This is a genomic window from Paenibacillus sp. NRS-1760 (assembly GCF_050467785.1).
GTDB lineage: Bacteria > Bacillota > Bacilli > Paenibacillales > Paenibacillaceae > Pristimantibacillus.
This window is the reverse complement of sequence record NZ_JBITPK010000014.1, coordinates 1-12,286: the sequence shown is the minus strand read 5'-3', so window position 1 is coordinate 12,286 and position 12,286 is coordinate 1. Positions and strand designations below refer to the sequence as shown.

Below are 12,286 nucleotides of genomic sequence, written 5' to 3'. Positions count from 1 at the left end.
ATCCCTCCAAAGTGCCTCTAAAGTGTAAATTGATCAGAAATAGAGCTAGAATCTAGTCCTATCCATGCTGCTCTGCTCGTCAAAACACCTCTAAAGCGTGAACCAATCAGAAATAGAGCTAGAAAATAGCTCTATTTTCACCAAAATCAACATTTCAGCACAGATAGAGCTAGAAACTAGTCTTATTCAATCAGCTCATCTCGCCAATGTGCCTCTAAAATGTGAACTGCTCAGAAATAGAGCTAGAAACTAGATCTATTTTCACCAAATTCACTATTTCAGCCCAAATAGATCTAAAAACTAGTCTTATCCAAGCAGCGCATCTCGCCAAAGTGCCTCTAAAGCGTGAAGTGATCAGAAATAGAGCTAGAAACTAGCACTATTCTCACCAAAATCACCATTTCAGCACAAATAGAGCTAAAAACTAGTCTTATTCATGCAGCTCATCTCGTCAATCAACCTCAAAAGTAAAAACATATTAAAAAATAGAGCTGGAATCTAAATCTAGATTCCAGCTCTATCTCCATACAAACAGCCTAACTTACTTACTGCTTCATACAATGCATCTAATGCTGCGCCATGAGCAGCTGTTGATACACCTTGCCTGTGGCGAGCAGCTGTTCATGGGTGCCGGTCTCGGCTAACGATCCTTGATCCATAACGAAGATCACATCAGCATTCTCAATAGTGGACAACCTATGTGCGATCATAATTGTTGTTAGCCCCTTCCGTCTTGCTTCTAGGCCAGCCAGCAACTGACGCTCTGTCTCCAGATCGAGCGCTGACGTCGCTTCGTCCAGCACCAAAACTTCCGGATCACTGACAATTGCCCGTGCAATTGCAATACGTTGACGCTGTCCGCCGGATAGCTTGATACCCCGCTCTCCAATATTTGTGTCATAACCATCTGGCAGCCCCAGAATAAAATCATGAATCTGAGCGATACGGCATGCTTCCTCCACATCCGCTTCGCTTACCTCGTCTCTGCCTAACATCAGGTTTTCACGAATGGTATCAGAGAACATATACGGGTCTTGGAATACAACAGACACCTTACTCGCCCACTGCTCGCGGTTGAAGATTTGGGCGTCCATATCGTTCAGCTTAAAAGTCCCCTTCGGCGCATCAAAGAAACGAACCAATAGCTGAGCAATGGTTGATTTGCCTCCCCCGCTCGTCCCTACAAAAGCAATTTTGCTTCCGATCGGCAGATCAGCCGAAAATCTGCGAATGACCTCCGGCAGCTCTGGCGAATAGCGAAAGCTCGTATCTTTAAAGGACAACTGCTCAATCGGTCCCGCTATACTCTTTTGACCCTTATCTTGCTGCTCCATCTCCAAAATACGCTGAACCCTGTCCACGTTAGCAAGCTGCGACGACATGCCCATAATAAATTGAAATAGATTATAGAAGGAATCCGACATTTGCGTAGAAAACTGAAACAAGATGACGAACGTTCCGATCGACATTTGTTCATGAATAAGCTGCATACCGCAGTAGCCAAGCACAAGAATGCCAATGCCCCATTTCATCGGGTCGCTGTAGCGAATTTGCCGATTCACGAGTTTTCCTTCAGCCATTACCTGCTCAAAGTATTCCGCAAACATTTTATCGTAAAGCTTCATTTCCCACTTCAATCGGTGATAAGCAACCACTTCTCGTGTAGAGGCTACTCCCTCTTCAATTTGAATGAGCAGCGCCGTACGTTTCTCCGCCACTTTTTTGGCTTGCTCCTTCAGCTTGGGGGTGAAGTAAAAGCCAATAAGTACGTAAATGGTACAAAGCCCCACAATCATAAGCAGCAAAATAGGGCTGGAAATGCCAATGATCGTCATCAATATGCAAAGGTTTAACGTCTCCTGTATACCGCGCGGAATCTGCCAGCCCATCACGCTAGCCGAAACGAACAGATCCTGCGTGAACGAATATACGTATTTGCCGGTCCGCTCATTTTGGAACCGTTCGACTGGAACACCTTCAAGTCGCTTCAGCATTCGGGAGAGCAAAGAGCGGCTCACTGCAAATTCATTGCGAACGAGACTTCGGCTCGTCATTGTAAACATTAGCGAGTAAACGAGACCTGCTAGCGCGAATATGGAGATGACAATCGGCATCAGCTCATACTTGCCTTCCGTAAATACGTCATCAATTAATATTTTTTGAACATATACAATCGTATAATTGGATACGGACTCCAGTGCGAGATAGAGCAGCACAATGAGATAGGTACCTCTCAGCATGACGGAGTTCGACCAAAAGATTTTAAGATACTTCATGTGCCACCCTCTCTTCCGCTGCTTCGGATTGCCCGATTTCCAGCTCATACAGCAGCCCTTTGCGTGCAATCAGCTCTTCATAGCTTCCTGCCTCCGCAACGCGGCCCTCGTGAATGACGACGATTTTGTCAAAATGCTTCACCGTCGACAGCCTGTGTGCAATCGCAATCGTCGTACGGTTAACCAGTACTTCATCAAGCGCACGCTGCACTTCATATTCACTTACATTATCTAGAGATGAGGTCGCCTCATCGAGCAAAATAATAGCTGGCTGCTTCACAAACATCCGTGCAATCGATACTCGCTGCTTCTGTCCGCCTGATAGCTTCATGCCTCGCTCGCCAACGAGCGTATCGTAGCCTTCGGGCAGCTGCATAATGAAATCATGCGCATAAGCAGCTTTGGCGGCTGCAACCACTTCTTCATCGCTTGCTTCTGGTTTGCCGAATCGAATATTCTCTTTGACAGAAGATCCGAACAGATAGGTTTCTTGAAATACATAACCGATCGACTCTCTCAAACGCTCTAGCGTCATTTGCTGAATTGGTACACCATCCAGCTTAATCATGCCAGCAGTCGGATCGTAAAAACGTCCAATCATTTTAAACATCGTGGTCTTGCCGTTGCCGCTTGCTCCTACAAAGGCGACCTTCTCTCCTGGCTTGATGGTGAGCGAGAAGCCGTTAATAACAGGAGGCTGCTCCGGATACTGAAAGTAAACATCCTCGAACGTAAGTCCGCCGCGAACCTCATCAAGAGCGATGGGATCGGCCGGATCATCAATCTCAATTTCTTTGTGCATGAATCTATATAGCGGAATCGTTTGGTGGATGATAAGCTTCTGTTCCGTAAGCTGGGTGACGAGCAGCGTGAGGCGGAACATCGTCGTCATGTATAAGAGGGTAAAGGCGATAAAACCGCCTAACGTAATCCAATTATTTTGGAGAGAGTAGTAGCCCGTAATAAATAATGCAATGGCTCCCAAATAAAATGTGAACCGCCGAAAGCTGCCTCGCCCGAAGCTATACGTAGCAGCGAGCAAGTAAACATGCGACCACTCTTTATGTTTCCCGAGCGTCCGTCCATGGTACCAGGGCTGCGAGCCAAACGCTCGAAATTCGCGCAAGCCGGATATGCTTTCGTAAACCGATTGATTATAGGCAATTCGTGATTGACCGGATTCTCTCCCGTAAAGGGAAGCTTTCCGTTCAAAATAAGGCCCAAACAAATAATAAAGCCCGAATGTTGGCAGCATGATGAGGCATAACCAGCCGCTAATGCTGAGCAGCAAACAAATAGCTACCGCTATAAAAAGCAAGTTTTCGATGACGCTCGGGAGGACATTGCGATATATTTTCTGAACCGAAGCTACCTCGGAGTTAAACATCGACAGCGTCTCACCTGCAGGGTGCCGCTCATAATGAGCAAAGCCGAGCTTGCGCAAATGCTTGAAAATCGCCGTTTGCATATCGCGGGATGCTAATTCGCCAATTGTCCGCTGAAGTAAATTACGGTAATTTTTAGCGATAAGCATGAGCAAATTGATAGCTACAAGCGCTCCCAAAATCATCATAAAAAGCGAGGTATCTTTGTTGACTACGACATGATCGATAACATATTGGATCATCTTTGGCGTTAATGTTTCACCAAGCACCGCCATCGTACCGCAGGCCGCAAGTGCTGCGATTTGCTTCTTATAAGGCGTCAAAAACTTTAGCGCCCAAATGTAGGAGCTTTTTGATTCATTCAGCTCAGCCTTCTGTTTTCCTTTGTCCGCTTGCTTGCGAGCCTGTTCGCTCATCTGCTGCGATGGCCTATCGGCTTCCGCAGCTTTTTCTGTTTTTAGCATCGTTGTTCCCTCCTCGTTTCTGTTTGTTAAACCCCTTTAAACAACCTATTTTTTGGCAGTTGGCTACCTATCATAATTCTGGGTACACATTTTGTCAACGCACAAAATGATTATAATCATTCATTACCAAGCAGCATCGCCACTGCACATAAACACGTAAAAAGCCCGGCTCAAGGCACCAGCGCCTGTAGACCGGACTCTCTATAATAGTTGCGATATCTTGGCTATAATTCCACAATCGCTTTAATAACCTTTGATTCTGGCTTCAGCCAGCTATCGAAGTGGTTGATCATTTCCGCAAACGGCACACGATGCGTAATGAAACTAGCCACATCAATGCTGCCGCTTCGCACAGCTTCTTGAACTGCTGAGAAGTCCTCAATAGTCGCATTTCGGCTTCCCATTAATGTCATCTCCCGCTTGTGAAACTCGGGATCGTTGAAGGAAAGCTCTGCTTTGACGAGGCCAACGTAGACAAGCTTACCTCCGTGTGCGACAAAACTAAATGCATCGCTCATCGATCTTGCGCTGCCGGTAGCATCGAATACAACGGTTGGAAAATCTCCATCTGTTAATTCTGAAATTTTAGCCGCAGCGTCTTCCAAAGCATTAACCGTCTCATCCACCTTCGCCCATTGCTTGCAAAAGGCTAGGCGATCCTCCTGAATATCCATTGCGATCACCCGCGCACCACGATGCTTGGCAAAAGCCATAACACCAAGACCAATCGGCCCAGAGCCAATAACGAGCACCGTTTCGCCAGCTCGAAGCTCCGCGCGTCGAACGGCATGCGCGCCAATGCTCAGCGGCTCCAGAACGGCCGATTGATCAAGCGTCAGGTCGTTCGTCACGAGCAAATGCGTAGTCGGTACGACAACTAGCTCGCGCATGCCGCCATCAATATGCACGCCTAGCACCTTCATGTCCGTGCAGCAATTCGTTTTCCCATTGCGGCATGCAATACATGTCCCGCAGTGCATATATGGAATAATGCTTACCTGATCGCCCGCTTTAATCTTGCCTTGCTGATCATCCACCTGCTCAACGATACCAGCCAGCTCATGACCCAGCACGCGCGGATAAGAGAAGAAAGGTTGATTTCCTTTATATGCATGCAGGTCGGTTCCGCAAATTCCTATTCTCTGAATACGAACGACTGCAGTCCCTGGCTGCAGGACAGGCTCCTCTTGCTCAACCAGCCTTAGCTGATCGATTTGTTCACATACGATTGCTCTCACCCTGCAGCTCTCCCTTATACGTCAATTCTGGTATTGTATTCTTCTCTTCCACTTTTCCAGCTAAGGTTATGAATCGGCTCCAATATAGCAAGAACCTCTCGCAGCAGCTGTTCATTAATCGGCTCGTCCGTCCATTCTATGTTTTTACGGATATTAGCCGGATTAGCTGTACTCACCAGAGTTGTTGGGATTCGTTCATTCGCCGTAGCGAATTGTACAGCCAGCTTGGCGATATCCTCGCCCTTAGCAGCACAATACTCGGCGGCTTTCGCACATAAAGTACGTATCTGTTCACCAGCAGGATGCCAACTCGCAACTGCGCGATTGCCAAGCAAGCCCATCGAAAGCGGCGATGCACTAACAAGCCCAACCTGCTTTTGCTCCAAAAGCGGCAATAGCTCCAGCAAAGAGGTATCATTTAAAGAATAATGGCAATAAGAAAGTACAGCATCGAGCTCGGTATACGCCAGCGATTTCTCAAATACAGCAAGCGGAAGTCCAGATACGCCCGAGTATCGGATTTTCCCCTGCTGTTTCAGCTTATCGAGTGCTAAGAACGCACCCTCTGCAACTTGCTCGAAGGGAACAAATTCAATATCATGCAAAAACAATATATCGATATAATCCGTCTGCAGCCTATTAAGGCTTTCATCCACACTGCGGATGATACGCTGCTCCGAGAAATCGAACTCATCCTCGCCATACCTTCCAGCCTTCGTTGTCAGAATAAACCGATCTCTCGCAATCTCAGTTATCGCCTTGCCGAGTACCGCCTCCGCTTTCGTTAAGCCATAATACGGCGAAACGTCGATCAGATTAATGCCCATATCCACCGCAGTATGCACGGTACGAATGCTTTCTGCTTCGTCCGTCTCTCGAAATACAGAACCTAGCGAGGATGCGCCAAAGCTGAGAGCTGACACCTCAAGTCCCGTCTTGCCAAGTTTACGATATTTCATTTATATCCACTCCGATTTTTGAGGATCAATCTGTTATTGCCATCTATCACCGTTCGCCACCGCTTTTACAAAATAACGCCGTCTTTAAAAATCGCGATTTCTTTAAACCCGTTTCGCTCATTGTGGGTTTGCAGCTCGCCTGATGCTAAGCTAATTAATTGCTCCCACAGCTCATCGGTCAGCATCTCCATGCTTTTGCTCTCAAGCAGCTCACCTGCGTTAAAGTCGATCCAGTTTTTCTTGCGGGCAGCAAGCTCACTATTCGTCGCAATCTTCACCGTTGGAACCGGCCCGCCAAACGGCGTTCCCCGTCCTGTCGTGAACAGCACGATATGCGCTCCTCCGGCTGATAGTGCCGTAACCGATACCAGATCATTGCCAGGCGCTTCTAATAAATTGAGACCGCTGCTCGTAATGCGCTCCCCATAAGGCACAACATCCCTTACAATAGCGTGTCCGCCTTTTTGAGTGCAGCCGAGTGATTTTTCCTCTAACGTACTGATGCCCCCTGCCTTATTGCCGGGCGATGGATTCTCATAAATTTCTTGATCATGCTTTATAAAATATTGCTTGAAATCGTTTATTAGATGAACAATTTTGTGAAATACCTGCTCATTTGCTGCGCGACTCATCAATATCGTCTCCGCGCCAAACATCTCAGGCACCTCGGTCAATATAGCTGTACCGCCCGCTTCGATCAAACGATCCGATACCGCGCCTACGAGCGGATTCGCCGTTATGCCGGACAAGCCATCCGAGCCGCCGCATTTCAGGCCAAGCTTCAGCTTCGATACGGAAACCAGCTCGCGCTTGAATCGTTCTGCATAACTTACGAGCTCTTCTACCAGTCCCAGCGCGTCCTCGATCTCATCCTCTGCCTCTTGCGACTTGAGAAATTTCACTCGTTCCGCGCTATGTTCGCCAATTGCCCGCTTGAACGCATCAATCTGATTGTTCTCACAGCCTAAACCGATAACGAGTACGCCAGCTGCGTTCGGATGGTTTACGAGTGAGGCAAGCAGGTTCTGTGTGTGCACAAGATCATCGCCAAGCTGCGAGCAGCCGAACGGATGTGCAAAATGGTACACCCCATCCACACGTCCTTCATAAAGCGCATGTGCTTTTCTTGCTACAATCTCACAGGTTTTATTAATGCAGCCGACCGTGTTAATAATCCAAATTTCGTTTCGTATACCGACATCGCCATTCTCGCGAATAAAGCCTTGAAAGGTACGGTCAGCATCACGCGATACTGCTTTCACTTCTGCTGGCGACGTAGTCTGCTCATACGAATAATCGAGAAATCCTTTTAAGCCCGTGCCCATGTTATGGGTATGAATCCAGCTGCCTGGCTCAATATCTTCCTTCGCAACTCCAATCGAGTAACCAAACTTGAGCACATGCTCCCCTTTGCGGACAGCTCGCGTCAGCACCTTATGACCCTTCGGCACCTCATCTTGCAGCTCAAGAACTAGCCCCGATTCAAGCGTCAGCTTATCCCCTTTTGCAAATGACTGCAGCGCAATAACGACATGATCATCCTCATGCAATCGAATCCAGCTATTCATTCGCTACTCGCTCCATTTCCTCTATGCTCGTGCTTACCGCAGCTGCTAGTTCTGGCCATAGTGCAGCCAGATCACATCCCCACACGTTTTCCAAGTGCAGCAGTCTAGATACGGTCTGTTCCAGCGGCCATTTCTGCTCTTTCGCTTCCGCCCATATAGACGCAATGATGGCAAGCAAGCTGGCATCATCCCGCACCACGTACGACAATCCGCTTAACGTTTTCCCTTCGTAACCCGTCTCACCAGGCATTACTTTGTAATACCTCAACAAACCAGCAAAACCTTGTATAAGCCCAGTTGGCAGCATATTACCATCTTCTGCATAATGAAGCAGGGATGGAAGCAGACGCACTTTAAATTTACTTAAGCTGTTCATCGCAATATCCGCAAGTCGATGACGAATGAACGGATTAAGAAAACGTTCATAAACATCCTGTGCATAGGCGTGCAGCTCCTCTTCAGAAATGGCAAGTGACGGAATAATTTCTGTCTCTACTGTTGCTCTCACCAGAGGACCAAGCACTGTATCCTCCATCGCTTCCCGCACCTGCTCCATATCACGCAGCAAGCCAAGCGGCGTCATTAACGTGTGTGCACCATTCAAAATTCGTACCTTCCTCAGCTGGAAAGGCTTCAAATCCTCGACATAATGTACATTCAGACCCGCCTTGCGCAGTGGGAGCAGCTCATCAAGCTCCGGTCCTGTCTCAATCGCCCATAAATGATATGGCTCTGCTGTGCTCAGCATGGAATCGGAGTAACCCCATTCACCAAACCAAGCTTCGGCCTGCGCTGCATCGGGATAACCAGTTACAATGCGATCGACTAATGAGTTCAGAAAACGGTTATGCTGAGTAACCCAATGTTTGAATTCTTCGGAATATCCCCAATCATCGCTATAGCGCAAAATACAGCTGCGAAGCTCATCGCCATTACGTTCCAGCAGCTCGCAAGGCAAGCATACTAAGCCGCGCTTCGGATCGCCTTTAAAATAATTAAATCTGCGGTACAGCAGCTGTGTCAGCTTGCCGGGAAACGACTGAATCGGTTGTCCCTCGATGAGCTCCTCCGGTCGATAAACAAGTCCCGCTTCCGTCGTGTTGGATACGACAACCTGCAAGTCTGGGCTTTCGGCCAAAACGAGATATTCATCCCAATTGGAATACGGATCAAATACTTTGCTAAACACAGAAACAATCTCTGTACGCTCCACGCTGGCACCATTCTCCAAACCGCGAACAACAAGCGTATATAGACCGTCCTGTTCTGCCAGCGCATCAATCTTTGGTTTGCCTCCGGGACGCGGCTGCGTCACCGCAATGCTTCCCTCGTATAAGCCTTGATTCTTGCAAGCTTGAATCATCCAGTCAAAAAAGCCGCGCAAAAAATTGCCTTCGCCAATTTGCAGTACCGTAATCTTAGCTTGCTTCATTGCCCTATATTGCTGTGTCTGTTCTTCATTTAATTGCTGCTCGTTTAAAGTATTCATATTCGATAAAACTCCTTTGCGTTTCGTCCAAACAACCGCTCTCGCTCTAATTCCGTCCATGTCTGCGGCAGCGCCTGTTCAAGCACGGACACAACCTCGTCGTAGCTTGCCGCAAGCAAGCTGACCGGCCAATCGCTGCCAAACATGACCCGCTTGTAACCAAATGCTTCGAGCGTATGCTCGATATAGGGCAAGAAATCAGCTGGCTGCCAATTATCATGATCCGCCTCTGTGACCATTCCCGAGAGCTTGCAAAATAGATTAGGATGAGCAGCCATTTGGCTAATCTGGCTTTTCCAAGGCTCAAGCTCCCCAGCTTTTATTCTAGGCTTCGCGATATGGTCAATGACCGCATGAAGGCCTGGCACTTTATCCAGCAGTTCAACTAGAGGAGTAAGCTGATGCGACACAACTAACAAATCTATCGGTATTCCTTTGTCTGCAAAATATGTGAACGCTTCCAAATAGCTTGGTGCTAAAATCGCATTCGCATCGGGCATCTCCTGAATCATGACACGGAAGCCTACACATTTCGGATGCTGCGCAAAACGCTCGTAATGATTGCGATAATCCGGATCGGCAAGATCCAGCCATGCGACAACGCCTAATATCGTATCGGATGACTCGCTTAATGTCAGCAAATAATCCGTTTCTGCAAGCGTCGCTGCCGCCTGCACAACAATCGTACCGTCCAGCTTATGTTTATTTAGATGAGGCTCCAAATGCTGAGGCAAAAAATCGCGGTAAAGCACCGGAATGTCTGGTGTGATCCAGCCGTAATCCCCTCGTTCAATCTTCCAATAATGTTGATGCGAATCTATTCTCATCTCATCAGCCTCTTTTCTAACAAAGTAGCTTCCTCTTCATTATAAAAAACAATATTGATAGCTGAAATAATCAATTCATGCATATTTGTACTCTTTTTTGATATTTGTTACAATCAGGCTGATGCTAGGAGGACTAGCGCTTTTTGAAACTTAAAATAGAATGGAAAAGGTGATCGGATGATCCGTCCGTTTAAATTAGAAGATGTAGATTACATCATTAACTCCCACTACAATCTTTACAATAAGGAGTTCCACTACGATCTTTCTTTCCGAGCGTTTATTGCTGATCGTGTACATGGTTTTATCGAGAGGTCAGATCCTAATGAGAACATTTGGATTTTGGAAAGCGAAGGAAAGCAGTCTGGTTCGATTAGTATTCATAAAGTAAATGAGGAAACCGCTCAGCTCGGTTTGTTTCTCATTGAGCCTGACGTAAGAGGAGCTGGTTATGGGCAGCAGCTGGTACAAACCGCCATTGATTTCTGTAAGGGGTTAGCTTTCAAAACCATCATCCTCTGGACCAACAGTGAGCTCGTAACAGCAAGACGAATCTATGCTAAAAATGGATTTGTTTTAAAGGAAAGCCATACTGAAGTGTTGTCTAATAAACAACTTATCGAAGAGAAGTGGACGTTATCTATTCATACAGGAGAGTGAGGGAAAGCTATGAATCCCTATCGTAAAAGGTTCGATGCCCACACACCGTTTCCGTTTGAATGCGTATATCGTGACACCAAGAGCGCGCAAAACGAATTGCCTGATCATATACACGATTGGTATGAACTCGTTTATATTTATAGCGGCAAAGGTACGTTCTTTATCGATCAGACGTTTTATGATGCTGTTCCCGGCGACATCTTCCTTATTCCAGGAAACACAATCCATCGCTCCTTTCCAGATTCGAATGACCCGAAAACATCAACTGCGCTTTTCTTTAATGCTTCACTCGTGCACAGTCCGCCACTTGGCGATCCTTTCTCCTATTTGCGCTGCTTCGAGCAAGCTAAGCGCCATAAGGCGTACAAGCTGTCGAAGGCATCTGCTGAAAAGAAACAACAAATAGTCGATTTAATCGATCGGATACATTTGGAGGAAATGGACAAGCTGCCAGGCAATCGTCTAGCTATCCTTCTTCATCTCCAGCAAATATTGCTGTTCCTCGGGCGCATCCTCGCTCCCTCTGAAGAAGGCCAAACGGTATCCTCATCCGCTCCAAGCTGGATGACCGCTGTATTAACCTATATCGATGAGCATCCGAGCAGCCCTCTTGGGTTGTCACAGCTTGCCAAACGCGCATCGGTTACGCCCGCTCATTTTTCGCGTGTTTTCAAAAAACTAACCAGCATGAACGTTACGGAATATGTCACGACCAAACGAATAATCCGTGCGAAAGAACTTTTGATGGAGAGCGATGCCAATATTGCCGAAATAGCCGAGCAATGCGGCTTTGAAAGCCTTCCGCATTTTCACCGTATGTTTAAGAAATTAACAGGCATGACACCCTCGCATTACAAAAGGAATGAATAATTGATAGATTTGACGGTTAATATTAGCGGATACAGGCCGCCTGTTTCTCTCATATGTTATCTAGTAAAGAGAAACTTGCTAGTAAGGGAGGCTCATAGATGGTTCGTTCAAGTGTGAAAACTATTAAGTACCGCGTAGGCAAAAACAAATATTTGATCATTAATATTTATCAATCATCCGAAGCAAGTGCACAGCAGGGCAATGTGCTGGCAAGCAATGCAGCTACTGTGCAAATTTTCAAAAAATCAAAGCGCAGCTAGTTCCCTCTCATCCCTCATCCCTCCACTAAGCAGCAATATTTTACACACGCCTCAAAGGAGGTGATAACATGTCCTTTAAACATTCTAAGCAGGGCAACACAGTAAAGAAAAACAACGGTAAAACCTTTGTTAATGTCAAGCAAAACGCACATGCATCCATTAATCAAGGCGGAAATGCATTTGCAATCAATGCAACAGACATCGGAGTCGTCCGTATTCGTCCCGGCCAACAATAATAAAGCAGAATCAAAGTAAAAAGGCTGCCTCCACAATGATATGCTCCCCAAATAGTA

11 protein-coding genes are annotated in these 12,286 nt (G+C 46.8%); 4 read left to right on the top strand and 7 right to left on the bottom strand.

Annotation, left to right across the window (positions count from 1 at the left end):
• Positions 1–566: 566 nt before the first annotated feature.
• From ACIFSR_RS19435 to ACIFSR_RS19405, 7 genes are all read right to left on the bottom strand, one after another.
• Positions 567–2,276 carry an ABC transporter ATP-binding protein gene (locus ACIFSR_RS19435; RefSeq protein WP_430059364.1) on the bottom strand — a complete coding sequence of 570 codons (1,710 nt, stop codon included), beginning with the start codon at positions 2,274–2,276 and terminating at the stop codon, positions 567–569.
• On the bottom strand, positions 2,263–4,125 hold the full coding sequence (locus ACIFSR_RS19430; RefSeq protein WP_339204900.1) for an ABC transporter ATP-binding protein: 1,863 nt from the start codon (positions 4,123–4,125) through the stop codon (positions 2,263–2,265). The genes ACIFSR_RS19435 and ACIFSR_RS19430 overlap by 14 nt, the downstream gene beginning before the upstream one ends.
• 224 nt (positions 4,126–4,349) lie before the next feature.
• Entirely contained in the window at positions 4,350–5,363 is a 1,014-nt protein-coding gene (locus ACIFSR_RS19425) for a zinc-binding alcohol dehydrogenase family protein (RefSeq protein ID WP_430059362.1), read from the bottom strand.
• A 14-nt stretch (positions 5,364–5,377) separates the two neighbouring features.
• The gene (locus ACIFSR_RS19420; RefSeq protein ID WP_430059360.1) at positions 5,378–6,322 is read right to left on the bottom strand and encodes an aldo/keto reductase; all 945 of its coding nucleotides are present in this window, start codon (positions 6,320–6,322) and stop codon (positions 5,378–5,380) included.
• A 65-nt stretch (positions 6,323–6,387) separates the two neighbouring features.
• Positions 6,388–7,890 carry a UxaA family hydrolase gene (locus tag ACIFSR_RS19415; protein ID WP_430059358.1) on the bottom strand — a complete coding sequence of 501 codons (1,503 nt, stop codon included), beginning with the start codon at positions 7,888–7,890 and terminating at the stop codon, positions 6,388–6,390.
• Positions 7,883–9,379 (bottom strand): tagaturonate reductase, encoded by a 1,497-nt coding sequence (locus tag ACIFSR_RS19410; protein WP_339204904.1) that lies wholly within the window; start codon positions 9,377–9,379, stop codon positions 7,883–7,885. The genes ACIFSR_RS19415 and ACIFSR_RS19410 overlap by 8 nt, the downstream gene beginning before the upstream one ends.
• Positions 9,376–10,206 carry an amidohydrolase family protein gene (locus ACIFSR_RS19405; RefSeq protein WP_339204905.1) on the bottom strand — a complete coding sequence of 277 codons (831 nt, stop codon included), beginning with the start codon at positions 10,204–10,206 and terminating at the stop codon, positions 9,376–9,378. Before ACIFSR_RS19405 ends, ACIFSR_RS19410 begins: the two co-directional genes overlap by 4 nt.
• A 177-nt stretch (positions 10,207–10,383) precedes the next feature.
• On the opposite strand from ACIFSR_RS19405, the gene ACIFSR_RS19400 reads away from it, so the two are divergent.
• The 4 genes from ACIFSR_RS19400 (at position 10,384) to ACIFSR_RS19385 (ending at position 12,229) form a co-directional block, all read left to right on the top strand.
• On the top strand, positions 10,384–10,863 hold the full coding sequence (locus tag ACIFSR_RS19400) for a GNAT family N-acetyltransferase (RefSeq protein WP_430059356.1): 480 nt from the start codon (positions 10,384–10,386) through the stop codon (positions 10,861–10,863).
• A 9-nt stretch (positions 10,864–10,872) separates the two neighbouring features.
• Positions 10,873–11,733, top strand: coding sequence for a helix-turn-helix domain-containing protein (locus tag ACIFSR_RS19395; RefSeq protein WP_430059354.1), 861 nt, complete (start codon positions 10,873–10,875; stop codon positions 11,731–11,733).
• Positions 11,734–11,831: 98 nt separating this feature from the next.
• On the top strand, positions 11,832–11,993 hold the full coding sequence (locus tag ACIFSR_RS19390) for a hypothetical protein (protein ID WP_339204908.1): 162 nt from the start codon (positions 11,832–11,834) through the stop codon (positions 11,991–11,993).
• Between the two features lie 68 nt (positions 11,994–12,061).
• The gene (locus tag ACIFSR_RS19385; RefSeq protein WP_339204909.1) at positions 12,062–12,229 is read left to right on the top strand and encodes a hypothetical protein; all 168 of its coding nucleotides are present in this window, start codon (positions 12,062–12,064) and stop codon (positions 12,227–12,229) included.
• The last annotated feature ends 57 nt before the right edge of the window (positions 12,230–12,286 follow it).